Origin of the sequence: Streptomyces sp. MS06 (genome assembly GCF_047200655.1) — a bacterium.
Classification (GTDB): Bacteria; Actinomycetota; Actinomycetes; order Streptomycetales; family Streptomycetaceae; genus Streptomyces.
On sequence record NZ_JBJZOJ010000019.1, the window covers coordinates 32994 to 58860 of the forward strand.

Below are 25867 nucleotides of genomic sequence, written 5' to 3' on the forward strand. Positions count from 1 at the left end.
GGGAAGGGAGCGCGGCCCCGATGGGATTCGCAGACCAGCGCTTCAACGTCAACCTGTCGATCCTCTTCACGGAACTCCCGCTCCTGGAGCGTCCCGCGGCCGCCGCCGCGGCCGGCTTCACCGCGGTCGAGCTGTGGTGGCCCTGGGTCGACTCGCCCACCCCCGAGCAGTCCGAACTGGACGCGCTGAGGCACGCGATCGAGGACGCGGGCGTACAGCTCACGGGCCTGAACTTCTACGCCGGCCGACTGCCGGGCCCGGACCGCGGCGCCCTGTCGGTCCCCGGCGAGGAGTCGGAGCGGTTCCGCGCCAACATCGACGTGGCGGCGGAGTTCGCCCGGTCGCTGGGCTGCACGGCACTCAACGCCCTGTACGGCAACCGGGTCGACGGGGCCGACCCGGCCGAACAGGACGCGCTCGCCCTGGAGAACCTGGTCCTGGCGGCCCGCGCCGCGGACCGGATCGGGGCGGTCCTGCTGATCGAGACCCTGAACCAGCCGGAGTCGCCGCGCTACCCCCTGGTGACCGCTCCCGCCGGGATCGCCGTCGTCGACAGGGTCAACGAGGCGACCGGCCTCGGCAACGCCCGGTTCCTGATGGACCTGTACCACCTGTCCATGAACGGCGAGGACCTGCCGGCGGTCATCGAACGGTACGCCGCGCGGACCGGCCATGTGCAGATCGCCGACAACCCCGGCCGCGGCGCGCCGGGGACGGGCTCCCTCCCCCTGGAGGACCTCCTCGACCAGCTCCGGAAGGCCGGCTACGAGGGCTGGGTCGGCCTGGAGTACAAGCCCGGGGACCGCACCGGCGCCGAGGCCTTCGACTGGCTGCCGCGCGAGGCCCGCGCCGCCCGCTGACCACCCGCACGCCCCCGTACGCAGAGAGGCACCCCGACATGAGCAACACCCCCGCGGCTTCCGCACTCCCGACGGTCGCCTGGATCGGCCTCGGCATCATGGGCTCCCCCATGTCCGAGAACCTGATCAAGGCGGGCTACCAGGTCACCGGCTTCACCCTGGAGCAGGACAAGCTGGACCGGCTGGCCGCCGCCGGCGGCACCGCGGCGGCCTCGATAGCCGACGCCGTGCGCGACGCCGATGTGATCGTCACCATGGTTCCGGCGTCCCCGCAGGTCGAGGCGGTCTGCTACGGCCCGGACGGCATCCTGGAGAACGCCCGGTCCGGCGCCCTGCTGATCGACATGTCCTCGATCACCCCCCAGACCTCCGTGGACCTGGCCGCGGCCGCCGCGGGCAAGGGCATCCGCGTGCTGGACGCCCCGGTCTCCGGCGGCGAGGCCGGCGCCGTCGAGGCCGTGCTGTCCATCATGGTCGGCGGCGGGCAGGACGACTTCGAGCAGGCGAAGCCGCTCTTCGAGGCGCTGGGGAAGACCATCGTGCTGTGCGGTCCGCACGGTTCGGGCCAGACCGTGAAGGCGGCCAACCAGCTGATCGTGGCGGTGAACATCCAGGCCTGCGCCGAGGCGGTGGTCTTCCTGGAGAAGTCCGGCGTGGACCTCGGGGCCGCGCTGGACGTCCTCAACGGCGGACTGGCGGGCTCGACCGTCCTCACCCGCAAGAAGGACAACTTCCTGGCCCGCGACTTCAAGCCGGGCTTCCGCATCGACCTGCACCACAAGGACATGGGCATCGTCACCGACGCCGCGCGCAACGTCGGCGCCGCCCTTCCGGTCGGCGCCGTGGTCGCCCAACTGGTCGCCTCCCTGCGCGCCCAGGGCGACGGCGGCCTGGACCACTCGGCCCTGCTGCGGGCCGTGGAGCGCCTCTCCGGCGCCCAGGCCTGACCCGGCCCCCCGCACTCCGGGCGGCGCCTCCGTCGACACCTGTCCCGTCGCGCCCAAGCGGCGGCGCCGCCCGGAATCCACTTCAACAAACTGTTGACGTCCAGATCGCCGCATCCCTAGGCTCCACAAAGCGGAAATGGTTTTCCGCTGCCCCTCGTACGGAAGGTCCCCGATGTCGAAGCGCGTGCTCACGACCGAGTCCGGCGCCCCGGTCGCCGACAACCAGAATTCCGCCTCCGCCGGCGTCGGCGGCCCGCTCCTGATCCAGGACCAGCACCTCCTGGAGAAGCTCGCCCGGTTCAACCGCGAGCGCATCCCGGAGCGCGTCGTGCACGCCCGCGGTTCCGGCGCCTACGGCCACTTCGAGGTGACCGACGACGTCACCGGCTTCACGCACGCCGACTTCCTGAACACCGTCGGCAAGCGCACGGAGGTGTTCCTGCGCTTCTCCACGGTGGCGGACTCCCTCGGCGGTGCGGACGCGGTGCGCGACCCGCGCGGCTTCGCGGTGAAGTTCTACACCGAGGAGGGCAACTACGACCTCGTCGGCAACAACACCCCGGTGTTCTTCATCAAGGACCCCATCAAGTTCCCCGACTTCATCCACTCGCAGAAGCGCGACCCGTTCACCGGCAAGCAGGAGCCGGACAACGTCTGGGACTTCTGGGCCCATGCCCCCGAGGCCACCCACCAGGTGACCTGGCTGATGGGCGACCGCGGCATCCCGGCCTCCTACCGCCACATGAACGGCTACGGCTCGCACACCTACCAGTGGACGAACGGCGAGGGCGAGACCTTCTTCGTCAAGTACCACTTCAAGACGAACCAGGGTGTCCGCAGCCTGAGCAGCGAGCAGGCCGCCGAGACCGCAGGCAAGGACGCCGACTCGCACCAGACGGACCTGCTCCAAGCCATCGAGCGCGGCGTCCACCCGTCCTGGACCCTCTACGTCCAGATCATGCCGGCCGCCGAGGCGGCGGAGTACCGCTTCAACCCGTTCGACCTGACCAAGGTCTGGCCGCACCGCGACTACCCGCTGAAGCGCGTCGGCCGCCTGGTGCTGGACCGCAACCCGGACAACGTCTTCGCCGAGGTCGAGCAGGCCGCGTTCTCCCCGAACAACTTCGTCCCCGGCATCGGCCCCTCCCCCGACAAGATGCTCCAGGGCCGCCTGTTCGCCTACGCGGACGCGCACCGCTACCGTCTGGGCGTCAACCACACCCGGCTCGCCGTCAACGCCCCGAAGGCGGTGCCCGGCGGCGCGGAGAACTACGGCCGCGACGGCCTCATGGCGAGCAACTCCCAGGGACGCCAGGCCAGGAACTACGAGCCGAACTCGTACGACGGCCCGGCCGAGACCGGCCGCCCGCTGTCGGCACCCCTCGCGGTGACCGGCTGGACCGGCACCCACGAGGCCCCGCAGCACCTCAAGGACGACGACTTCTTCCAGGCGGGCGAGCTCTACCGGCTGATGTCGGCGGAGGAGCGGTCCCGGCTGGTCGCGAACATCGCCGGGGGCCTGTCCCAGGTCTCCCGCGACGACGTGATCGAGAAGAACCTGGCCCACTTCCACGCCGCCGACCCGGAGTACGGCAAGCGGGTGGAGGAGGCGGTTCGCGCCCTGCGCGAGGACTGAGACCCCGAGCCGCGTCCGTGACCTGACGGGAGGTCAGTACGTCACGGACGCTTCGCCCGCCGTCGTCGGCCGACCCGGATGAGGGGTGGTCGGCCGGCCCGGCGGGCAGGACGAGGACCGCGGCGGCGTGCGAGCCAGTGCGGTGGTGAAGGCCCGGGCTCTCCTCCTTCGACCTGAGGGGAGGACCGTTCCGGAGCCGTCGCACCCCGCCGCGGTCCCAGCCGCACACGGACTCCGTCCGGCGGCGCGAACGTCCTGTCGCGCCCAGCCTCGCGCCGTCGGACGGCCAGACACCGGCGAGCGCCGGACGCGGACGGTTCCGCATCCGGCGCTCCAGCCCTTCACCGGAACCGACCCAAGGTTGAGTCGCGGCCACCGGCATGCGCCCCTGAACCGCCGCAACGCGTTGATCGTCTCCACCTGTTCGACCGGTGCCCGGCGCGGTTGGGCGAGTCGGACGGCCGCCACCGGGCCGCGACGGCTCCGGCCGAAGAGCGGAATTCGCCGGCGAGCCGGCGCGGCATTGATTCTCGGTGAACCCGACCTGCCGCCGAACGGCTACGCTCCCGGGATGACGACCGACTCGTCCGCGTGGGAGCCCGCCCCACTGCCTGAAGTCGCCGGCCTCTTCTCACGTGCGCGCTGCACCTGGTGGATCGCGGGCGGCCACGCCATCGAGCTCGCCGTCGGACAGGCGATCCGCGAGCACGGCGACATCGATGTCCTGCTGTTGCGCGAAGACCAGCACGCCGCCCAGCACGTGCTCGCCGGATGGGAGTGGTGGGCGGCTGATCCGCCCGGCACACTTCGCCCCTGGCTACCCGGCGAGTACCTGCCCACGGGCGTCCACGACATCTGGTGCCGCCCTGGGCCCGGCAGGCCCTGGCGCATCCAGATCATGCTGGACGAAGCACAGGACGGCTTGTGGGTGTCCCGCCGCGACGCCGCCGTGCACCGCCCCGTGGCGGAGTTGGGCGCGATCGGCACGGCCGGCATCCCCTATCTGCGCCCTGAGGTCCAGCTCTACTACAAAGCCAAGAACCCCCGGTCCAAGGATGAGACAGACCTGACCGCAGTCCTGCCGATGCTCGGGCCGGCACAGAGGATCTGGCTCGCCGAAGCCATCCTCGCAACGTACGGGGATCACCCGTGGGTCCACCGCCTCGAAGTGCCGGACCCGCACCGCCGACCGCCCGAGGCGGGTCTTCCGGACGGCCTGCCCCATGGCCGGGAGCGGCGCTGACACCGTCCGGACTGCCGTCCGGACGGCTTTCGGGTCGGGTCCCGGCGGCCGGGGCTCGTGCTGCAGCCCGACAGGTCGGCCCGCACCGGGGCGCTCGCGGCGGCCCGCCCGCCCCGCCTCCGCGAGGGCGTCGGCTCGGCGGTCCCTTCCGGGGTGCGCGGGCACCTCCTCCGCAGGAACCTGAAGGCATGGCACATCCAACGGAGCACCCGCACGTCGTGGTGCACCCACCCGCCCTGGACGGCTCCCGGCGGGTCACCGAGGGCGACCGCACTCTGGGGATCGCCACGCACGTGGACGACGTCAGCGAGATCCTGCGACTGGCCGACCACTATGTGACGGACGTGGCGGCGAGCTCCCTCATCGACTGGCAGGGCGGCGGCCCGGACGACTGGCCCGGGCTGTCCGAACACCACGAGCACGGCGGCGGAGCGGGCTGAAAAGCCGGGCGGACGGCCACGTGACCCGGTGCGCCCAAGGGCCCGCCCGGCCGCCCCGGCCACCTCCGCCACGCCGTCGCCGGGTCGGACCGCGCGGGCGGGGCCGCGGCCGGACCGCTGTCGGCGTGGCGGCCCGGGCCTCGCGCCCGGCGCGCCACCACCACGACCGGCCTCCGCGGTGGCACGGCGGGAAGTGGCACGGCGGGAAGGCACCGCGGGTGCCGACGGGTTCGGAGAAGTGCGACAGTTTCCGGAGAACTGTCGCACTTCTCCGAACGCACACCCCCAGGGGTGGCGGGACCGCACCGCGAGGAGTTCCGCCGCGCGCCGGATCCTGCGCCGTGTTCCGCACCAGCACCAGCACCAGCAGGGTGAACGCGCGTGGCCCCGCCGCCGGTGCGGGGGCCGGTGGCGGGGCCGTGCGGGGCGGGGCTCAGACCTTCAGTGGCCTGATCGCGGTCGGTGCGTGGCCGGGCTCGGTGGCCAGCTCCTCGAACTCGGAGATATCGCTGATGTCCATCGTGCGGCTCATCGCGATGTTGGTGATCCGCTCCAGCATCGCCTCGACGACGACCGGCACCCGGTACTCGGCGGCGAGCTTCTTCGCCTCCTCGAAGGCGGCGCCGAGCCGGTCCGGCTCGGTGACCCGGATCGCCTTGCAGCCGAGCCCCTCGGCGACCTTGACGTGGTCGACGCCGTACACGCCGATCTCCGGCGAGTTGACGTTCTCGAACTCCAGGTTGACCTGGAAGTTGATGTCCAGGCCGATCTGCGCCTGGCGGATCAGCCCGAGGTAGGAATTGTTCACCAGGACGTGGACGTAGGGGATGCGGTGCTGCGCGGCGGCCGCCAGCTCCTCGATCAGGAACTGGAAGTCGTAGTCCCCGGACAGGGCGACCACCTGGGCGTCCGGGTCGGCCTTGGCGACACCGATGGCGGCCGGGACGGTCCAGCCGAGGGGTCCGGCCTGACCGCAGTTGATCCAGTGGCGCGGCCGGTAGACGTGGAGCATCTGCGCGCCGGCGATCTGGGAGAGGCCGATGGTGCTGACGTACCGCGTCTCGGGCCCGAAGGCCCGGTTCATCTCCTCGTACACGCGCTGCGGCTTCATCGGGACGTCGTCGAAGTGCGTACGGCGCTGCAGAGTGGCCCTGCGCTCCTGCGTCGAGGCGACCCAGGCGTCGCGGTCGGGCAGCCGGCCGGCGGCCTTCAGTTCCCCGGCGACCTCCACGAACAGCTCCAGCGCGGCCCTGGCGTCGGAGACGACGCCGTAGTCGGGCGGGAAGATCCTGCCGATCTGGGTCGGCTCGATGTCGACGTGGACGAACTTCCGGCCCCGCCGGTAGACGTCCAGCTTGTAGCCGGTGTGGCGGTTGGCCCAGCGGTTGCCGATACCGAGGACGAAGTCGGACTCCAGGAAGGTGGCGTTGCCGTAGCGGTGCGAGGTCTGCACGCCGACCATGCCGGCGTTCAGCTCGTGGTCGTCGGGCAGGGCGCCCCAGCCCATCAGGGTCGGGATGACCGGGGTGCGGGTCAGCTCGGCGAACTCGGTCAGCAGGGCGCAGGCGTCGGCGCTGATGACGCCGCCGCCGGCGACGAGGACCGGCCGCTCGGCGGCGAGCAGGTAGGAGAGGGCCTTCTCGATCTGGGCGCGGGTGGCGGCCGGCCGGTAGACCGGCAGCGGCTGGTACGTGTCCGGGTCGAACTCGATCTCGGTCTGCTGGACGTCGATGGGCAGGTCGATCAGGACCGGGCCGGGGCGGCCGGACCGCATCAGGTGGAACGCCTGCTGGAAGACGCCGGGGACCTGCGCGGCCTCCAGGACGGTGACGGCCATCTTGGTCACCGGCTTGGCGATCGTGGCGATGTCGACGGCCTGGAAGTCCTCCTTGTGGATCACGCCGGTCGGGGCCTGGCCGGTGATGCAGAGGATCGGGACGGAGTCCCCGATGGCCGAGTACAGGCCGGTGATCATGTCGGTGCCGGCCGGGCCCGAGGTGCCGATGCACAGGCCGATGTTGCCCGGGTGGGTGCGGGTGTACCCCTCCGCCATGTGCGAGGCGCCCTCCACGTGCCGGGCGAGGGTGTGGTCGATTCCGCCCCCTTCCTTCAGCGCCTTGTAGAAGGGGTTGATCGCCGCCCCCGGGACGCCGAACGCCTGGGTGACGCCCTCGCGCCTGAGGATCTCGACTGCCGCGCGGGCAGCGGTCATACGAGCCATGGAGTTCTCCTGCTTCGGCTGTCGGATCGGCTCCCCCGTCGCGCCCCGCGGTGAGCTCTGGTCCTCGTCCTGCTTCCGTTCGCTCATTCCGCGATACGGAATTAAGTTTCTACTATCTGGAAGCAATGTAGGCGGCGGTGCGAAGGTCGTCAAGACACGGACAGGGGGCGCCCACGTGGAGGACGATGAGGACGGCGGCCCGACGCGACACACGGTGGGGAGCGGACCATGCCCGAGAGCGTGCCGGTGCGCTGCCCGGACTGCCGGCGCGAGCGCCTCTACACCCCGCCCTCCTATCCGTGCGCCTGCGGGGCCCGGGTCGCGATGGCCCCGGACCGGCGGGCGGTGCCCTCGGCGGTCCGGCACCGGGTCTGGGAGGAGCAGTGGGTGGCCGTGCCGTGCGGGGCCTGCGGACGCCTGGAGCAGTGGCCGCAGCCCGAACTGGGATGCCCCTGCGGGACGCTGCTGCGGATTCCGGTGGCGCGCGAAGGTGCCGGGACGGCGACGGCCACCCCTCGGCGGCGGCCTCCCTCAGGCCCGGCGGCCGGACCGGCGAGCCCGGCGGCGGCCGTGGACCGATCGGGAACGGCGCCACCGGCGGGACGGACGGGGCGCGCCGGTCCGCGGAGGCCGGCGGGCGAGTCGGAACCCGCAACACCGGCGGGACCGGACGCACGGGCGGGACGGTCGCAACCCGGAGCACCGCCAGGACCGGAAGAACACGCGGGACCGGCGGGGCCCGTCCCGCGTGCCGCGTTCCGGCCGGTGGCCATCCGCACGGCACGGGACGCCGTCACCACCACCGTGCTGTACCTGCGCTGGCTGGGGTACCGGGACGTCCGCCGCGCGCACCGGCGACCGCCGCGCGGCATCGGTCTGGCGGCCCGGGGCGTGCTGGCGCAGGTGGATCCGGCGGCTCCCCCGGCCGCCCTGCGGGACGTGGAGTGCCTGTGGCTGACCGCGATGACGGAGTCCGCGGACTGCGTCTACTTCTCCCGGTCCGGGTACGCGGGCGACGCCCGGGCCCGCGCCGACCTCCTGGGAGTCCCCCTGTTCGTACTGCCCCCGTCGGGCGTCCCGCGGCCGGTCAACGCCGCGGCACGGGAACTCGCGGCGCCGGGGAACGGCTGAGCGGCCGCGCGGCGGCGCGCACCGGCCCCCCGCCGGGGCGAGTGAGGTGGCGCCGGGCCCGCGTTGCGGGGCCCGGCGCCGTGGAGTGCGGCGGGTTCAGTCCGCGTACCGCTCGCGCAGTTCCACCTTGCGGACCTTGCCCGACACCGTCATCGGGAAGGACTCCAGGACCTGCAGCCGGCTGGGGATCTTGTAGTGGGCCAGCCGGCCCTCGCAGAAGGCGCGCACGTCGTCCAGCGTGGGCGGATCGGCGGGGTCCTGCGGGATGACGCAGGCGAGGACCTCCTCGCCGTACGTCTCGTGCGCCACGCCCACGACCTGGACGTCCCGGATCCGGGGGTGCCCGTAGAGGAACTCCTCGACCTCACGCGGGTAGATGTTCTCACCGCCACGGATGATCATGTCCTTGATCCGGCCGACGATCTCGACGTACCCGTCCTCGCGCATCACCGCCAGGTCCCCGGTGTGCATCCAGCGCCCGGCGTCGACGGCCTGCGCGGTCTTCTCCGGCTCGTCCCAGTAGCCGAGCATCACGCTGTAGCCGCGGGTGCACAGCTCTCCCGCCGTGCCGCGCGGGCAGGTGGTGCCGGTCACCGGGTCGACGACCTTCACCTCGATGTGGGGCAGCACCCGGCCGACCGTCCCGGTGCGGTGCTCCAGGTCGTCGTCCGTGCGGGTCTGCAGCGACACCGGCGAGGTCTCCGTCATGCCGTAGCAGATGGAGACCTGCTCCATGTGCATCTCGGCCACCACCCGCTTCATCACCTCGACCGGGCACGGCGAGCCGGCCATGATGCCGGTGCGCAGCGACGTCAGGTCGTACTCCGCGAACCCGGGCAGGTTCAGCTCCGCGATGAACATCGTCGGCACGCCGTACAGCGAGGTGCAGCGCTCCTGCTGCACCGCCGCCAGCGTGGCCGCCGGCTCGAACGAGGGCGCGGGGATGACCATGCAGGCGCCGTGCGAGGTCGCCGCGAGGTTGCCCATGACCATGCCGAAGCAGTGGTAGAAGGGCACCGGGATGCAGATCCGGTCCTGCTCGGTGTACGCGACCAGCTCGCCCACGAAGTAGCCGTTGTTGAGGATGTTGTGGTGGGAGAGGGTGGCACCCTTGGGGAAACCCGTCGTGCCCGAGGTGTACTGGATGTTGATCGGGTCGTCGCAGGACAGCTCACTCGCCCGGGCGGCGAGGTCCCGCGCCCCGTCCGGTGCCGCGCGGGCGAGCAGCGCCTCCCAGCCCGGGTCGCCGAAGTAGACGGTCTCGCGCAGCCGCGGGCAGCGGCCGCGGACCTGCTCGACCATCTCCCGGTAGTCGCTGGTCTTGTGGCTGAGCGAGGCGAACAGCACCGAGACGCCGGACTGGTTGAGGACGTACTCGACCTCGTGGGTCCGGTAGGCCGGGTTGATGTTCACCATGACGGCGCCGATGCGGGCGGTGGCGTACTGGACGAGCACCCACTCGGGGCAGTTCACCGCCCAGATGCCCACCCGGTCGCCCTTGGCGACCCCGCTCGCCAGCAGGGCGCACGCCAGCCGGTCCACGTCCGCGGCGAACGCGGCGTAGGTCCAGCGGCGCCCGGAGGCCACGTCGACCAGTGCCTCGCGGTCCGGCCAGGCCGCCACCGCCCGGTCCAGGTCGGCGCCGATGGTGTCGCCGAGCAGGGTCGTGCTGCTCGTGCCGTGGCTGTACGACAGCGGTGCGCTCACCGGAAGTCCTCCTCGCGGTACTCGTCGGCGGAGCCCTGGGCCGTCGCCTCGCGGAGCTCGATACGGCGGATCTTGCCGGAGACGGTCTTCGGGAGCTCGCCGAACTCCAGCCGGCGGATGCGCTTGTACGGCGCCAGGACCTCCCGGGAGTGCTCGAAGATCGCCTTGGCGGCGTCCGGCCCGGGAGCGTGGCCCTCGGCGAGGACGACATACGCCTTCGGCACGGCGAGGCGCAGCTCGTCCGGCGCGGGCACGACGGCGGCCTCGGCGACCGACTCGTGCTCCAGCAGCGCGCTCTCCAGCTCGAACGGGGAGATCTTGTAGTCGGAGGCCTTGAAGACGTCGTCGGCCCGGCCGACGTACGTCAGGTAGCCGTCGGCGTCGCGGGAGCCGATGTCGCCGGTGCGGTAGTAGCCGCCGGCCATCGCCTCGGCGGTGCGGTCGGCGTCGCCGTGGTAGCCGGTCATCAGGCCGACCGGCCGGTCCGACAGGTCGAGCGCGATCTCGCCCTCGGCGGCGCCGGGCGCCCCGGTCACCGGATCGAGCAGTTCCACCCGGTAGCCGGGGCTGGGCCGGCCCATGGAGCCGGTCTTCAGCGGCTGGCCGGGGCTGTTGGACACCTGCACGGCGGTCTCGGTCTGGCCGAAGCCGTCCCGGATGGTGACGCCCCAGGCGCGCCGCACCTGCTCGATGACCTCCGGGTTGAGCGGTTCGCCCGCCGCGACCGCCTCGCGGGGCGGGACGGCCAGCTGCGTGAGGTCGGCCTGGATGAGCATGCGCCACACGGTTGGCGGGGCGCAGAAGGTGGTCACGCCCGCGCGGTCCATCGCCGCCATCAGCCGGGCCGCGTCGAAGCGGGTGTAGTTGTGGATGAAGACGGTCGCCTCCGCGTTCCACGGCGCGAACAGGTTGGACCAGGCGTGCTTCGCCCAGCCCGGCGAGGAGATGTTCAGGTGGACATCACCGGGGCGCAGGCCGATCCAGTACATCGTCGCCAGGTGGCCGACCGGGTACGAGGTGTGGGTGTGCTCGACCAGCTTCGGGCGGGCGGTGGTGCCGGAGGTGAAGTAGAGCATCAGCGGGTCGTCGGCGTGGGTGGGGCCGTCGGGGGTGAAGCCTGGCTCGGCGGCGTAGGCCTCCTCGTAGGGCTGCCAGTCCCCGCTCGCGCCACCGACGGCGATCCGGGTGTAGGGACCCGGCACCTCGTCGAACTTGGCGGTGTCCGCGGCCCGGGCGATCACGTGGCGCACCCGGCCGCGGTCGACCCGGTCGCGCAGGTCGGCGGGGCCGAGCAGCGGGGTGGCGGGGATGACGACGGCGCGCAGCTTCATCGCGGCCAGCGCCGTCTCCCACAGCTCGGCCTGGTTGCCGAGCATCACCAGCACCCGGTCCTCGGCGGCCACCCCTCGGGCGCGCAGCCAGTTCGCGACCCGGTCGGAGCGGTCGGACAGCTCGGCGAAGGACAGCAGCGTCTCGGTGCCGTCCTCCTCCACGATGTGCAGGGCGGTGCGGTCGTTGCCGTCCGCGATGGTGTCGAACCAGTCCAGCGCCCAGTTGAAGTGCTCGGGCCGGGGCCAGTCGAAGCCCTCGTAGGCCGTGGCGTAGTCCTCGCGGTGCCGCAGCAGGAAGTCCCGCGCCCCGCGGAAGTCCTCACTCGCCGTGCTCATCCGTCCTCCGTATTTCCGGTCGCTCGGTACCTGGCCATTGCCGGGCGGCTCCGTGCCATCGTGTAATCCGTGATGCGGGTCTCACTACCCCCGAACGGGGGTGGGGCGGGCGGATCGGGTGCGGCGAAGGGGCGAACAGGTGACGGCGGAGGCGACGGGGACGGTGGAGATCCACGCTGCGCTGGCGCGGCTGCGCCGCACGACCGGACTGCCGGTCGCCTTCGGCGGCCTGGTGGATCCGGGCTGCCGGCAGATGCGGATCAGCGAGCTGAGCGGCAACGCGACCGTGGCGCTGCGGGCGCTCGCGGTGACGTCCGGGACCGGTCTGGGCGGTCGGGCGGTGGCGCTGGCGCGCCCCTGCGCGGTGACGGACTACTCCTCGTCGCGGCGGATCAGCCACGAGTACGACGTGCCGGTGGCCGCGGAGGGGCTGCGGTCCGTGCTCGCGGTGCCGGTGGTGGTGCGGCGCCGGGTGCGCGGGGTGCTGTACGGGGCGCTGCGCACGGCGCAGCCGCTGGGTGACCGCACACTCGGTGAGGCGGTCGCGGCGGCTCGGGACGTGGAGCAGGCGCTGCTGGTGCGGGAGGAGGCGGGCGCGCTGCTGGCGGCGGCCGCTCCGCGGGCGGCGGAGCGCGGCGGGCCACCCGGCGCGTGGGAGCAGGTCCGGGAGGCGCACGCGGCGCTGCGCGCGCTGGCTCCGCGTATCGCCGACCCGGTGCTGCGGGCGGAGCTGCTCGTGGCGTGCGGGCTGCTGACCGCGGGTACGGGGCGGCCGGCGGTGGGGCTGGCGCCCCGCGAGCTGGACGTGCTGTCCTGCGTGGCCGCCGGGGCGACGAACGCGGTGACCGCCGACCGGCTGGACCTGCGTCCGGAGACGGTGAAGGCCTACCTCCGCTCCGCCATGCGCAAGCTGGGGGCGCACACGCGGGGCGAGGCGGTGGCGGCGGCCCGACGCGCCGGGCTGCTGCCATGACCCGGCGCCATTCAGTTGCGGGTCGGATGAATTTCCGTATACCGGCAGGTGTTGCCTCCCTCACCGCGCTGCCCGCCCGAATTCCCGCCGTCGTTGCCTAGAATTTGGCCAGAACACGCCACACGGAGGGGAGCGGTGACCGTGCGACGGGACTTCGAGGAGCCTCCCAGGCACCGCCCCGAGCTGGTCATCGGGCGGGAGGAACCGTACTCCGCGGCCCGGGAGCAGCTCGCCTCGGCAGGCAGTGTCCTGCTGCACGGGCCCGCCGGAATAGGAAAGTCGACCCTGCTGCGGGCTTTGGCCGCGGAATACGGCGCCTCGGCACGGACCGTGCTGCGCTGCTCGGCCACCGAGTCCGAATCCCATCTGCCGTTCCTCGCCCTGGCCGACCTTCTCGGACTGGCATTCGACTCCGTGGCCGACCGGCTGGCCGACGCCCAGCGCACCGCGCTGGAATCGGCGCTCACCGGCCGCGGCGAGTCCAACCTGCGCCGTGACGGACTCGCCCTGCGCCTGGCCGTGCTGTCCGCGATGCGTGCCCTCGCCGCCGACGGGCCCGTCCTGATCGTCGCCGACGACCTGCAGTGGCTGGATGCGGCCAGCGCCGAACTGCTCGGCTTCGCCGCCCGGCGACTGAGCGACATACCCGTGCGAATGCTGTGCGCGGCGCGCACCGACGGCCAGGAGTACGACCGGTACCTCGGCGCCTGCCCGCCCGACACCCTCGCCGTCCGCCTCGGCCCGCTCAGCCGCCCCCAGGTCTCCACCCTGCTCGACCACCGCGGCTACCCGGGACTCCCCCGCTCCACGGTCCGCGACATCCACCGCACCAGCGGCGGCAACCCGCTGTTCGCCCTGGAGCTGGGCCGCGCTCTCGCCGAGAACCCGGTCCCGCCCCGGCCCGGCGAACCGCTGCCGGTGCCCACCTCGCTGCGGGCGCTGGTGCTCAGCCGGCTGGACCTGCTGTCCGACGAGGCCCGCCGCACCCTGCTGGTGGCCAGCGCCGGCGCCCGCCCCACCCCGGCACTGCTGCGCGCGGCCGGCCGCCGGAACGCCGAGGCGGAGTGCGCCCGGGCCGCCGCGCTGGGCCTGCTCGCGAACGAGCCGGAGGGCCCCACCGTGCGTTTCGCGCACCCCCTGGTCTCCGCCGCGCTGTACGCGGAGGCACCCGCGCAGGAGCGGCGCGCCGCACACGCCGCACTGTCCACCGCGGCCTCGGACCCGATCGAACGGGCCCGGCACCTCGCGCTGGCCACCACCGGCACCGACCGGACCGTGGCGACCCGCCTCGCCGAGGCCGCCACGCTGGCCCGGGACCGCGGCGCGCCCTCGGTGGCCGCCTCGCTGGGGCTGCTCGCCGCCCGGCACACCCCCGCGGGCTGCGTGCCCGGCGCCGACGAGCGGCGGCTGGAGGCCGCGGAGGACGCGATCACCGCGGGCGAGGCCGACCTCGCCCGGGACATCGCCCGCGAGGTGCTCGGCAGCGCCACCGCACCCGTCCAGCGGGTACGCGCGTGGATGGCGGTGATCGAGGCGGCCGGGCAGGCGCTCGGCGACGTCGACGCCGTCTTCCCGCAGGCACTGGCCGACGCCGGCGACGACCCGCGGCTGCTCGCCCTCGTCCACTACCAGCTCGCCTGGCGCGGACTGGTGGTGGAGGGCGACTTCGCGGAGGCCCGGCAGGAGGCCGCGCACGCCGCGGAACTCGCCGCGCGCGGCGCGGACCGCCGCACGGAGCTGATGGCGCTCGCCCTGCAGGCCTCCACCGAGACCCTGATGGGCCACCCGGAAGCGCCCGCCACCATCAAGCGCGCACTGCGCGAACCGCAGGACCCCTACGTGACCTGCCACCACAACGGCGCCGGCACCGCCCGGTTCCGCTGGCTGCTGATGAGCGACCAGCTCCCGGAGGCCCGCACCACGATCACCTCGCTGCTGCGGGAGGTGCGGCGGCGCGGCATGGTCGAGAGCGAGGTCCACTTCCAGCGGCTGCTCGCCGACATCGAGCTGCGCACCGGGCACTGCGGCCGGGCGCTCGACCTGGCCCGGGAGAGCCTGCGGCTGGCCCGGGACTCCGGAATCGGGCTGAGCGCCTCGGCCATGCTCACCTCCCTGGCGGAGGCCTCCGGCGGCGACGTGGACCGGGCGCTCGACCTGGCCCGGGAGGCCGTCGAGCACGCCGAGGAGGACGGCGACCAGATGTACCTGTCCCGTGCGCTGGCCGCGCTCGGCTACGCCCGACTGGTCGCCGGGGACGCCCCGGCGGCGGCGGAGTCGCTGCGCCGGGTGCGGGAGCTGGAGGCGGGCCTCGGCATCACCGACCCGGCGCGGGGGCGCTGGCAGGGCGATCTGGCCGAGGCGCTGGTGCGGACCGGGGAGGTGCGCGAGGCGCAGGAGGTCGTGGACGTCGCCCGGGAACACGCGCTGCGGCTGCGCCGGGAGAGCGTGCTGGCGGTACTGGACCGCGCGGAGGCGCTGGTGTGCGCCGCCCGCGGCGACCACGAGGGCGCCGCGGGCCGGCTGACGTCCGTCCAGGACCGCCTCGCCAAGCTCGGGTACGGGCTGGAGGAGGCGCGGACCGCGTTCGCGCTGGCCCGGCTGCGGGCCGCGACGGCCGGGCCGGGCACCGGCGGCAGGGGCGGCCGCGCCGCCTCCCCCTACGACGAGCCGACCCGGCTGTTCCGGCGGTGCCGGGCCGTGCCGTGGCTGCGGCAGGTCGAGGCGGCCGCCGCGCAGCCGGTACCCGAACGGGACACGCCCGCGGGCCGGTCCGCGCTGGAGGGCCTGGCCTCGATGGAGCGCCAGGTGGCCTCGCTCGTCATGGAGGGCGCCACCAACCGGGAGATCGCCGGACGCCTCTTCATCAGCGTGAAGACGGTGGAGGCCACCCTCACCCGGGTCTACCGCAAGCTGGGCATCCGCTCCCGGGTGGACATCGTGCGGCTGGCCGCGGGCCGCCACGGGGACTGAGGCGCCCCGGCTCCCCGCTCCCGCACGCCCTCGCTCCGCGCCCGCCCGCTCCTCGGCCTGCCCGCCCGCACCCCCACTGCCGGTCTTCCCGTCGCCCCCTCTGCCCGTCTTCCCGTCCGCCCCCCGCCGCCGGTCCGCGGCACCCGCACTCGGACCCGCCGATCGACCCTGCGCCGCCCACCGAGGGTTTTCCCTGCCCGGCCACACCTAGGGGGTTCCCTCATTGGGGGGACCCCGGCGGGGAACTAGCGTGAAGCCGTGCCGCTCGCCCGGGCATACGGGGGTCGGTCCCGCGACCCCCGTGCACAACCTTCCGCCTCCGTGCACCACCCCCGTGCGATCCCCCACCGGCAGCCCCCCACCGAGGAGCCCCATGTCCGGGTCCACCCGCGCCAGACGGACCTCCGTGCGCCGCACGGGGACCGCGGCCGGCAGCCGACCGCGGCTCCGCGACCACTTCCACCACCCGCACCCGCCGAAGGCCGACGCGCACGCGCCGTGCCCGGGTCGGCGGGCCTCCCGCGGCACCGACCGCGAACCCGGCCGGACGGCCGGTGCCGGACTCACCTCCGGCGACACGGACACCTGCCAGGGCGACAGCGGCGGCCCCCCGTTCCGCGGGGGCGCCCTGGCAGGAATCACCTCCCGCGGCGGCAGGCCCGCAGCGGACGGACGGCCGGCCGGTGGTCAGACCCGGCCGGCCGCGGCCCCGTGAACGTGGCGGGCACCACCGCCCGGGACCCGAAGACCTCCTGAGCACCCCCCTCAGGTGAGTACCAGGGGGGCGTTGCGGACTTCCACGAGCAGCCCGCAACGCCCCTCTCTCCACATCCGCGGCCGGCAGCGGCGTGTCCCCGGCCCCGCCCCTGCCGTAGAAGGGCGCCCGGCGGGCCCGATCCGTGCCCCGGCCGAGGCCGCCCCTACCGGGCCGGGCTCCCGAAACTCACCTCGTACGCCGTCCGCGGGCGCAGCGCGGCAAGCGTGCGCACGCCCTCCTCGGCCAGTTCCGCTCGCTCCGCGCGGCTGAGCCGCCCGAACGGTTCGACGACCAGGACGTCGCCTTCCACCCGCCACACACCGGCCACGAAGCCGTCGACGAGGAAGGTGCGGTGGGCCTGGTTGCCCCGCCGGGTGCGGCCCCGGTGCTGCGGTGGCACGACCCGCGTGCGGTCGGCGTGGGAGAGGATCAGGTTGTCGTACTCGGGCAGGAAGCGGGGCGGGGCGGGGGTGTCCGGGTCGGGGCGGGGAGCCTCGGGCAGGTCGAACAGTTCCACACCCCCGGGGCCGCGGAAGGTGAGCAGCCGGGGCCGCAGCCGCTCGAAGACCGGGCGCAGCCGGGTGAGTCCGCACCAGGTCTGCGCGTCCTTCACGGACGCCGGGCCGAAGGCTGCGAGATAGCGCAGCACGGCGGTGTCCGGGGCGGGGGCCGGCTCGGCGGGCCGGCCCAGCCAGCGCTCGGCGGTGGTCACGACGACGCCCCCGCTGCGGCCCCACAGCCCGCGCGGCGTGATCTGCACCAGCGGCAGCCGGCAGCGGGCGGCCACGCCGAGGGCCTGGGGATCGGCGTCCGGCCACCGCTCGGACAGCGCCTCGCGGAGCTGCTTCATGGAGCGCGGCTCACTCTCCACCAGGTCACGGGCGAGCGCGGCGAGCCGGTCCAGGTCGACGCCGGCCAGGCCCTTGCGGAACAGGGACACCTCCCGGTCCCGGGCGGGCTGCACCAGCGGGCGAAGCGTCCGGCAGTCGTCGGCGGTGTGTGCGTGGAGGGTGGAGCGCAGGGTGACGATCCGGACGACCTCCCGATCGGCCAGCAGGTCCGACAGCCGGTCCGGGGTGAAGCCGCCGAGGCGGGCGGCGAGCGCGTGGTAGGGGGGTTGCACGCTCTGCGCCTGGAGGCCCACCAGGTGCTCCACCGCCTGGCGCACGCCCAGCGGCGAACGGCTCAGCAGCAGTTGGCGGGCCAGCGTGGCGCGGTTCAGTGCGCGGGTGCCGAGCACCGGCGCGGTGGAGGTCGTCGTCGTCCGCATGCACGGGACGCTAGCGAGACTCGCGGACAGCCTGGGTCCGCGTTCCCGGCGCCGTGCGGGAGGCCGCCTCCTCGGCGGCATCCCGGGACGGAGCATCCGCGGCGGCCCGTCCGGCCGTCCGGCGAATCGGGCCCTGGCGCTAGGGCGTGCTCGTCGGCCGGGACGTGCCCGAGTCGGTGCCCGGGGCGGGCGCGGCCCCGCTCAGCACCAGGTCCTTGGCGCGGGCGAACTCCTCGTCCGTGATGTCGCCGCGGCTGCGCATCTCGGACAGTTTCGCGAGGTCGTCGATGTTGCCGGGGCGGCTTTCGGAGGCCCGCTCGCGGACGTAGGTGTCGAACGCCTGCTGCTGCGCCTGGGCGTGCGCGATCTCACGCCCGCCCATGTCCCTGCCACGGGCGACGAGGTAGACGAACACCCCGATGAAGGGCAGCACGATGACGAAGATCAGCCAGCCGGTCTTGGCCCAGCCGCTCATGGTGTCGTCCCGGAAGATGTCGATGACCACCCGGAAGAGCAGGACGAACCAGATGATCCACAGGAAGAACCACAGGAGCGTCCAGAACATGCTCAGCAGCGGATAGTCGTAGGCAAGGTACACGTGAGCGCTCATCGCATTCCTCCGTCTCGGGCGGGGGGCTCGCCTGCCGTGCCCGCTGCCTTCAGCGTGTGCACGGCCACCGCGGACGGCCTCACCCGGCGCGGGTGAAGTCCACGGCACCCGGGACGGCGCCGCCCCGGAGCTGTCCGCCGCAGGGCATGGCGGCGGCGCGCGGGGCGTGCCCGGGAGCCGCGAGGCGGGTGCGGCCGGCGCCCGCCCCACTGCCGGGCCGCGGACGGGGCGGGTGCCGGCGGGGTCACCCCTGGCGGGTGATCCGCCGGCGGCCCGGCGGGGGTGGGGTGGACCTGTCGGCGAGGCGACGGCCGGCCGGTCCGTGCGGCTCGCCGGGACGGCGGAGCGGACCGTGCACGGTGCGCCGTCACGAGTGGGCGGGCGGTGCACCTCTTCGAGGAGCCCCACCGTCCTGAGGACCGGACCTGGAGGACCGGACCTGGAGGACCGGAATCCGGAGAACCGGATCATGGCGGACCGGGGCCTGGCGGACCGGGGCCGTCAGGGGCGGTGCCGTGCGGGGCGGAGCGTTCACGGAGGAGCCAGATGACTGATCCCGTCGCTCCCGGGGCGGAGTCCGGCAGGTCGCAGGACGCCGCATCGTGGCCCGCGCGTCCGGACCGGCGGGGCGCGCTGGTGGCGCTGGGGCGGGCGCTGGCGATGTCGGGCGGGCTCGTCGCCGCCTACTACCTGCTGCCGCTGGACCGGCCGCCCGGCGCGGACTGGACGACGGCGGTGCTGTTCGGCGGGCTGCTGGTGGTGGCCGCGGTCTTCGCCTGGGAGGTGCGGACCATCGTGCGCTCGCCCCACCCCCGTCTCAGGGCGGTCGAGGCGCTGCTGACCACGCTGGCCCTGTTCCTGGTGCTGTTCGCGACGACCTACCACCAGTTGGAGCAGTCCGCTCCGGAGGCCTTCAACGAGCCCCTGACCAGGACGGACGCCCTGTACTTCACGATGACGACGTTCACCACCGTCGGGTACGGCGACATCGTGGCCCGATCGGAGACGGCCCGCGTGGTGGTCATGCTGCAGATGGCCGGCGGGCTGGCGGTGTTCGGCCTCGCGGCGCGGATCCTCGCCGGGGCGGTGCAGGCGGGCCTGCACCGGCAGGAGACCCGGCCGTCCGGCGACGCCGGAACGGAGACCCGGGGGCGCAGACCGGGAGGCGGACACCGGAGGCGGAGACGGAGGGCGGGCCATGACGGCACCCGGTGATTTCACGGCGGCGCTCACGCCGGCCGAGCGGGCGGCATACGGCCGGCGGGCCCGAAGGCGCCTGCCGCGTTCCGGTCACGGCTGGTTCGAGACCGGGGCGGGACGGCCCGACGCGGTGGAGGTGGTCGAACGCCAGTCGGCGACCCGGCTGCCGGAACTGGTCCCGATCCGCTACGGCCGCATGCTGGAGTCCCCGTTCCGCTTCTACCGCGGCGCGGCGGCCGTTATGGCGGCCGACCTCGGGGAACTGCCGAACACCGGGCTGACGGTGCAGCTGTGCGGAGACGCGCATCTGATGAACTTCCGGCTGCTGGCCTCCCCGGAACGTCACCTGGTCTTCGACATCAACGACTTCGACGAGACGCTGGCCGGACCGTTCGAGTGGGACGTCAAGCGGCTGGCGGCCAGCTTCGCGATCACGGGCCGGGCGAGCGGGTTCTCCACCGGCGAGCAGAGCGACGCGGTACGGGCCTGTGTGCGGGCGTACCGGAAGCGGATGCGGGAGTTGGCGGGCATGCGCACCCTGGACGTCTGGTACGCGCAGGACGATGTCGACCGGATGCGCGAGGTACTGGCCTCGTCGATGAGCCGGAAGGCCAGGCGCCGCGCCGGGGAGGCGACGGCCCGCGCGCGGACCCGCACCCAGATGCGGGCCTTCGCCAAGCTGACCCGGGTCACCGCGGACGGCCGGCGGATCACTCCGGACCCGCCGCTGGTCACCCCGCTGCGGGACCTCGCCCAGGACCTGTCCGCCGAGGAGCAGGCGAAGGAACTGGGCGCCCTCCTGGAGGGGTACGCCAGGACCCTGTCGTCCGAGCGGCGGCACCTGCTGCGCCACTACCGCCTGGTGGACATGGCGCGCAAGGTCGTGGGCGTCGGCAGCGTCGGTACCCGCTGCTGGATCATGCTGCTGCTCGGCAGGGACGACGACGATCCCCTGCTGCTCCAGGCCAAGGAGGCCCAGGAGTCGGTGCTGGCCGCGCATCTGGGCGGCGAGCGCCACGGGAACCAGGGGCGGCGGGTGGTGACCGGGCAGCGGCTGATCCAGACCAGCAGCGACATCTTCCTGGGCTGGACGCACGTGCTGGGCCTCGACGGACACGAACGGGACTTCTACGTGCGCCAGTTGTGGGACTGGAAGGGCGTCGTGCGGCCGGACACCATGGACCCGGACCTGCTGCGCCTGTTCGGGCAGCTCTGCGGGGCGGGTCTGGCGCGGGCGCACGCCCGGTCCGGCGACCCGATCGCCATCGCGGCCTACCTCGGCGGCGGCGACGGCTTCGACCGGGCGCTGGTCGAGTTCGCCCAGGTGTACGCCGACCGCAACGAGCGGGACTTCGAGGCGCTGGGCGCGGCCGCCCGCTCGGGCCGGATACGGGTGGCGACCGGACTGTGAGGAAGGCGCCGGCGAACCGGCCCGGACGGTGAGAAAGCGGCACCCGCGGGACCGGTCCGGACCATGAGCGGCTCCGGCGGGCCGGTCCGGACGCTGGGCTTCGGCGGGCCGGTCCGGACAGCGGCGGGGGCAGCAGGCGGGTCAGTCGGGCAGCTGCCGCATCTCCACCACGCGCAGCCCCAGCGACTGGCAGCGGGCCAGCAGTCCGTACAGGTGCGCCTCGTCGACGACGGGACCGTACAGCACCGTCTGGCCGGACATCACCACGTGTTCCAGTTCCGGGAACACCTTGGCCAGCGTTTCCGACACATGTCCCTCGACGCGGATCTCGTACCGCATGTGCTGTGCTCCCGCCGACGGCCGATGGCACACCTGCTGGGGTCGCCCACCATCGTGCCCCCCTCGGCAGGGGCCCCGCCTCACCCTGCACAGGTGACCCCGCGCCCGTCCCGGCGCACCCCCTGCCGCCCCTGGCCGGGCGGCACCCCCGCCCGCGGGCGTTCAGAGCAGGTCCAACTCGCGGGCCCGCCGCACGGCGTCGTGCCGCCGGTTGACCGCCAGCTTCCGGTAGACGCTCTTCAGGTGGGTCTTCACCGTGTTGACCGACAGGTACAGGTCGGCGGCGATGTCCTCGGTGGACATCGTCTGGGCGAGCCGGCGCAGCACATCGCGCTCCCGGCCGCTCAACGGCTCCACCAGCAGCGGCGGGGGCTCGGGGGACGCGGCCGCCGCCGGCAGCAGCCAGCCCTCGGCCAGTTGCCTCAGCGGCGGCCGGGCCAAGTGGGGCGCGAGCCACGCCCCCGCCTCCACGAAGGGACGCCGGAGCATCTCCCGCCGGGCCTCGGCGAGCGACCGGGCGAGCAGCCGGCGGGTGCTCGGGACGTCTCCGGCCGCGTCGGCGGCCTGTGCCCGCAGCAGCGCGGCGTGCACCAGCACCGCCGGCCCCCTGGTGCCGTCGATTCCGGCGGCATCCAGCAGTTCCAGGGCGGCGCCCGGATCCCCGGCGGCCAGCCGGGCGCGCGCCGCGGCCAGCGCGAGACCCGGCTGCCCGGAGGCCGCCGGCTCCAGCAGCTCCGCCGCCGCCCGGGGGCGCCCCTCGGCCAGGTGGGCGGCCGAGGCGACCAGCGCGGCCTGGCTGCGGGCCCAGGGGGAGTCCGCCTCGGCACCGACGACCGGTGCCGCCGCCCTCAGCGCGGCCCGCACCCTGCCGCGGGCGAGCAGCAGGTGGGCCGCCGCGAGGGAGCGCCCCGCGGCCGTCACCGGATCGTGCACCGCCTCCGGCGGAGCCCGGTCGAGCAGTGTGCCGGCCTCGGCGAGTTCGTTGCGGTCGACGGCGACGGCGGCCAGGACCAGCCTGGCGAGCGCGCCTCCGCCGGGCTGCTCGGCCCGGCCGTGCCGTTCCGCCTCGGCCAGTGCCGCGTGGGCCCGGCGCTCGGCTCTGGTGGGCCGGCCGTCGAGGTAGTCGAGGAGGGCCAGGTGCTCCAGGGACTCCTCGCGCCAGAGCGCCGTGGCGGCGCCGGTGGCGGCGGCCACGGTGGTCAGGGCGGCCCGGGCCTCCTCGAAGCGGCCCGCCCACAGCTCTGCCGAACCCAGGTGGGTCATCAGCAGGGCGGGCACTTCGGGGTGCCTGTCCAGCAGCTCGGCGGGTACTTCCCGCTGCAGGGCACGCGCCGACCGCGCGGCCCGCTCAGCACGGTCGGGGGAGCCGGTCAGCCGGGCCGCCACCGCCTCCAGCAGGGCGCAGCTCAGCCGGGCCGGGGCGGCGGGCCCGTCGGCGGCGGGCCGGTCGGCGGCGGGCCGGTCGGCGGCGAGCTGCCGCTCGGCCCGCCGGAGGTGGGCCAGGCCGTGCTCGAGGTCGTGGTGGGACAGCTCGCGTGCCGCGCGGACCAGGTCGGTCGCGGCACTCGCCGGATCTGGGCCCATACCCGTGAACAGTTCGGCGAGGCCGCCGGTGTGCAGTCCGCTGAAGAGCTGCCCGATGGCCAGGTCCTCGACGAGGGCGCGGGCGGTGAGGTCCCAGTCCCCCGCGGCGGCAGTGTGGGCCAGCATGTCCGGGAGGGCGCCGGATCGGCGCAGCCAGCGTGCGGCCCTCAGGTGCAGTTCCGGTTCCAGCGCCGGACTGCGTTCCCGCAGGTGGGCGTGGAGTATCTCGCGGAACAGCGGATGCAGGCGGTACCAGGCGTGCCCCAGGTCCTCCACGAAGGCGTTCTCGCGGTGCAGTCCGGCGAGGATCCGTTCGGCGTCGGCCCGTCCGGTCAGGGCGTCGGCGAGTCCGCCGCAGAAGCGGTCCAGGACGCTGACGCGCAGCAGCAGGTCCTGGACCGGGAGCGGCTGCCGCTCGAGGACCTCTGCCAGCAGGAAGTCGGCGACCGCGCTGTGCCCGGCCTCGAACTCCTTCAGGTACACGTCCGGCTCCGGTCGTTCCCGCGCGGCCAGGGCGCACAGCCGCAGGCCCGCCGCCCAGCCCCGGGTCCGGTCGACCAGAGCGGTCGCGGCCGGGACGGTGAGGTGCAGCCCGTGCAGTTCCAGCAGGGCGACCGCCTCCACGGGGGTGAAGGCCAGGTCCGCGGCCCGGATCTCGGTCAGGGCGCCGGCCGCGCGGTAGCGGTGCAGCGGCAGCAGGGGCTCGCTGCGGGTGACGAGGACCAGGTGCAGGCCGGGTCCCGCGTGCTGCAGGACGAACGCCAGTTGTTCGGAGACCTCGGGCGCGGTCATCCGCTCGTACTCGTCGAGCACCACCGTCACGGGTTCCTCGCTGTCGCCGAGCACCGCGGCGAGCCGGGTGGTCAGCGTCCGGCCCACGCGGTTCGCGTCACCGGGAAGGTCGATCGCCCCGGTGCCCGGCACACCGCGCTCGCGCAGCGCCTGGATCAGGTGGGCCCAGAACATGCCGGGCCTGCGGAGCACCGGGTCGAGGGTGAGCCAGGCGACCGGGCGGTCCAGTCCCGCGGCCCAGTCGGCGACCAGCAGGGTCTTGCCCGCGCCGGCGCCGCCGTTGACCATGGTCAGCGGTGTCCGCGCCGATCGGTCGAGGTCCGCGAGCAGCCGGTCGCGCCGCAGGAACGTGGCGGGCCGCGCGGGCGGGGCGAACCGGGTCCGCAGGAACGGGTCGCCCAGGGGGTCGACGGACGGGCCGGAACGGCGGCGGGGGGTTCCGTCGTACGCTGCCACGGCGCTCACCGCCCTGCTGGTTACGGGGCCAGGTTGCCACCCCCTCACCATCACAGATCGCCCGCCGTTCCGCTCACCAGGGCCGAGGGCCCCCTCCGGGCGCCTCGAGGTCCCGCGCCGGACCGTTCCCGGCTCCGGTGCCGGTTCCGGTGCCGGTCCGGTGCCGGTTCCCGTGCCGGCACCGGACCGGGCGCCCTGCCCGGACGGGGTGCGACGGAGGTCCGCTCCGACCGCGGTCGCCCTCAGGCGGCGCGCACGTCCAGGCCCGCCCTCCCGGCGGCGTCGAAGGTGTCGTCGACGGCGACGACGCCCCGGCCCGCGGCGTCCAGCAGGGAGGCGGCGACGGCGGCACGCATGCCGGTCGCGCAGTACACCCACACCTGCCCGCCGGGAACCTCGCCGAGCCGGCGGCGCAGGGTGTGGATCGGGATGTGGACGGAGCCCTCGATCCGGGCCGCGGCGCGCTCGGAGTCGCGGCGGACGTCGAGCACGACGATCCGGCCGGTGTCCTGGGCGGCGAGGTCGGCGAAGCCGGCACGCGGGAAGGAGGCCGGCCGCTCGCCCTCGCGCAGCCACTGCTCGGGGCCGCCGGTGGCGGCCGCGGCGGGGCGGTCGATGCCGACCCGGACCAGTTCGCGCTGGGCGGCGGCGAGCTGCTCGGCGGACTCGGCGAGCAGGGTGACCGGCTTGCCCCAGGGGATCAGCCAGGCCAGGTAGGTGGCGAGCTTGCCGTCCGCCTCGAAGTTGAACGAGCCGGCCAGGTGCCCCTCGGCGAAGGCGACCCGGTTGCGCAGGTCGACCACCCACTCCCCTTCGGCGAGCCGGGCGGCGATCCCGGCGGCGTCGGCGGGCGCGGGCGGCGTCAGGTCCACGGGGGCGGGGCCGGCGGCGTTGGCTGGGCCCATGTGGGTGTAGTAGGCGGGGACGTCGTCCAGGCCGGCCAGCAGCTCGGCGACGTAGGAGTCCACGTCGCGGGTGAGCACCGCGTTGGACGTCCTCTCCTTGCCGATGGTCGTGTGGTCCCCCTCGGCCCGGGAGGACGTGCAGAAGCTGCCGAAGCCGTGCGTCGGGAAGATCGCCGTGTCGTCGGGCAGGGCGTCGGCGAGGCGGTGGGCCGAGGCGTGCTGGGCGCGGGCCAGCCGCTCGGTCAGCCGGGGTTCGACCAGGTCGGGCCGGCCGACGGTGCCGATCAGCAGCGAGCCGCCGGTGAACACGGCGAGCGCGGTGCCGTTCTCCTCCAGGACGTAGGAGATGTGGTGCGGGGTGTGTCCCGGAGTGGCCAACGCGTGCAGCCCGAGGTCCGAGGCCGCGTCCACCTGCGTGCGGTCGCCGTCGTGCACCGGGGTCCGGGGATACGCGACCCGGGCTCCGGCGGGCACCAGGTAGTCCGCGCCGACCGTCCGGGCGAGCTGCAGGCCCCCGCTGAGGTAGTCGTTGTGCACGTGGGTCTCGGCGACGTGCGTCAGACGCACGCCGCGACGGGCCGCCGCCCCGAGCACCCGGTCGATGTCGCGCGGCGGGTCGACCACCACCGCCGTCCGCGCACCGCCCGCCAGATAGCTCCGGTTGCCGAGCCCCGGCACCTCGATCGTGTCGACGAAGAACACGGGGTACTCCTTTCGGGTGAGGTTCGCCCCGGGAGGCGCGCCATCG

19 protein-coding genes are annotated in these 25867 nt (G+C 74.3%); 11 read left to right on the top strand and 8 right to left on the bottom strand.

The genetic code is table 11. The annotated features are described in order from the left end of the window. Nucleotides 1-20 precede the first annotated feature (20 nt). The 5 genes from ACL02U_RS12860 to ACL02U_RS12880 all read left to right on the top strand — a co-directional run bounded on the left by ACL02U_RS12860 (nucleotide 21) and on the right by ACL02U_RS12880 (nucleotide 5126). On the top strand, nucleotides 21-860 hold the full coding sequence (locus ACL02U_RS12860) for a TIM barrel protein (protein WP_412790891.1): 840 nt from the start codon (nucleotides 21-23) through the stop codon (nucleotides 858-860). 38 nt (nucleotides 861-898) lie between these two features. Next, nucleotides 899-1807, top strand: a complete 909-nt coding sequence (locus ACL02U_RS12865) for a 2-hydroxy-3-oxopropionate reductase (RefSeq protein WP_412790892.1) — start codon at nucleotides 899-901, stop codon at nucleotides 1805-1807. 172 nt (nucleotides 1808-1979) lie between these two features. Then, nucleotides 1980-3443, top strand: coding sequence for a catalase (locus ACL02U_RS12870; RefSeq protein WP_412790893.1), 1464 nt, complete (start codon nucleotides 1980-1982; stop codon nucleotides 3441-3443). Nucleotides 3444-4014: 571 nt separating this feature from the next. After that, nucleotides 4015-4686, top strand: coding sequence for a nucleotidyltransferase domain-containing protein (locus ACL02U_RS12875; protein WP_412790894.1), 672 nt, complete (start codon nucleotides 4015-4017; stop codon nucleotides 4684-4686). Nucleotides 4687-4874: 188 nt separating this feature from the next. Continuing rightward, on the top strand, nucleotides 4875-5126 hold the full coding sequence (locus tag ACL02U_RS12880; protein WP_412790895.1) for a hypothetical protein: 252 nt from the start codon (nucleotides 4875-4877) through the stop codon (nucleotides 5124-5126). 433 nt (nucleotides 5127-5559) lie between these two features. Here the strand turns inward: ACL02U_RS12880 and gcl are convergent, their stop codons facing one another. Further along, nucleotides 5560-7347, bottom strand: coding sequence for a glyoxylate carboligase (gcl, locus tag ACL02U_RS12885; RefSeq protein ID WP_412790896.1), 1788 nt, complete (start codon nucleotides 7345-7347; stop codon nucleotides 5560-5562). A gap of 228 nt (nucleotides 7348-7575) precedes the next feature. On the opposite strand from gcl, the gene ACL02U_RS12890 reads away from it, so the two are divergent. After that, the gene (locus tag ACL02U_RS12890; RefSeq protein ID WP_412790897.1) at nucleotides 7576-8478 is read left to right on the top strand and encodes a hypothetical protein; all 903 of its coding nucleotides are present in this window, start codon (nucleotides 7576-7578) and stop codon (nucleotides 8476-8478) included. A 96-nt stretch (nucleotides 8479-8574) separates the two neighbouring features. Here the strand turns inward: ACL02U_RS12890 and ACL02U_RS12895 are convergent, their stop codons facing one another. Both ACL02U_RS12895 and ACL02U_RS12900 read right to left on the bottom strand, forming a co-directional pair. Beyond that, nucleotides 8575-10185 carry an AMP-binding protein gene (locus tag ACL02U_RS12895; protein WP_412790898.1) on the bottom strand — a complete coding sequence of 537 codons (1611 nt, stop codon included), beginning with the start codon at nucleotides 10183-10185 and terminating at the stop codon, nucleotides 8575-8577. Further along, a complete protein-coding gene (locus tag ACL02U_RS12900) occupies nucleotides 10182-11852 on the bottom strand; it encodes an AMP-binding protein (RefSeq protein ID WP_412790899.1) in 1671 nt (556 codons plus the stop codon). The genes ACL02U_RS12895 and ACL02U_RS12900 overlap by 4 nt, the downstream gene beginning before the upstream one ends. A gap of 139 nt (nucleotides 11853-11991) precedes the next feature. On the opposite strand from ACL02U_RS12900, the gene ACL02U_RS12905 reads away from it, so the two are divergent. From ACL02U_RS12905 to ACL02U_RS12915, 3 genes are all read left to right on the top strand, one after another. Continuing rightward, nucleotides 11992-12825, top strand: coding sequence for a response regulator transcription factor (locus tag ACL02U_RS12905; protein WP_412790900.1), 834 nt, complete (start codon nucleotides 11992-11994; stop codon nucleotides 12823-12825). Nucleotides 12826-12960: 135 nt separating this feature from the next. Then, complete coding sequence (locus tag ACL02U_RS12910) at nucleotides 12961-15795, top strand: AAA family ATPase (RefSeq protein WP_412790901.1); 2835 nt, start codon at nucleotides 12961-12963, stop codon at nucleotides 15793-15795. A 373-nt stretch (nucleotides 15796-16168) separates the two neighbouring features. After that, nucleotides 16169-16510 carry a trypsin-like serine protease gene (locus ACL02U_RS12915; RefSeq protein WP_412790902.1) on the top strand — a complete coding sequence of 114 codons (342 nt, stop codon included), beginning with the start codon at nucleotides 16169-16171 and terminating at the stop codon, nucleotides 16508-16510. A 205-nt stretch (nucleotides 16511-16715) separates the two neighbouring features. Here the strand turns inward: ACL02U_RS12915 and ACL02U_RS12920 are convergent, their stop codons facing one another. Then, nucleotides 16716-17822: a winged helix DNA-binding domain-containing protein gene (locus ACL02U_RS12920; RefSeq protein WP_412790903.1), complete on the bottom strand. Its 1107-nt coding sequence runs from the start codon at nucleotides 17820-17822 to the stop codon at nucleotides 16716-16718. Between the two features lie 139 nt (nucleotides 17823-17961). Then, nucleotides 17962-18432, bottom strand: coding sequence for an SHOCT domain-containing protein (locus ACL02U_RS12925; protein WP_412790904.1), 471 nt, complete (start codon nucleotides 18430-18432; stop codon nucleotides 17962-17964). A 546-nt stretch (nucleotides 18433-18978) separates the two neighbouring features. Between ACL02U_RS12925 and ACL02U_RS12930 the strand changes: the two genes are divergently transcribed. Both ACL02U_RS12930 and ACL02U_RS12935 read left to right on the top strand, forming a co-directional pair. Beyond that, a complete protein-coding gene (locus ACL02U_RS12930) occupies nucleotides 18979-19647 on the top strand; it encodes a potassium channel family protein (RefSeq protein ID WP_412790905.1) in 669 nt (222 codons plus the stop codon). Continuing rightward, nucleotides 19631-21043 carry a DUF2252 domain-containing protein gene (locus tag ACL02U_RS12935; RefSeq protein WP_412790906.1) on the top strand — a complete coding sequence of 471 codons (1413 nt, stop codon included), beginning with the start codon at nucleotides 19631-19633 and terminating at the stop codon, nucleotides 21041-21043. Before ACL02U_RS12930 ends, ACL02U_RS12935 begins: the two co-directional genes overlap by 17 nt. 141 nt (nucleotides 21044-21184) lie before the next feature. On the opposite strand, the gene ACL02U_RS12940 is transcribed toward ACL02U_RS12935, so the two are convergent. The 3 genes from ACL02U_RS12940 to ACL02U_RS12950 all read right to left on the bottom strand — a co-directional run bounded on the left by ACL02U_RS12940 (nucleotide 21185) and on the right by ACL02U_RS12950 (nucleotide 25821). Then, complete coding sequence (locus ACL02U_RS12940; protein ID WP_412790907.1) at nucleotides 21185-21382, bottom strand: hypothetical protein; 198 nt, start codon at nucleotides 21380-21382, stop codon at nucleotides 21185-21187. Nucleotides 21383-21544: 162 nt separating this feature from the next. Further along, nucleotides 21545-24223: a LuxR C-terminal-related transcriptional regulator gene (locus ACL02U_RS12945; protein ID WP_412790908.1), complete on the bottom strand. Its 2679-nt coding sequence runs from the start codon at nucleotides 24221-24223 to the stop codon at nucleotides 21545-21547. Nucleotides 24224-24456: 233 nt separating this feature from the next. After that, the gene (locus tag ACL02U_RS12950; protein WP_412790909.1) at nucleotides 24457-25821 is read right to left on the bottom strand and encodes a rhodanese-like domain-containing protein; all 1365 of its coding nucleotides are present in this window, start codon (nucleotides 25819-25821) and stop codon (nucleotides 24457-24459) included. Nucleotides 25822-25867 lie beyond the last annotated feature (46 nt).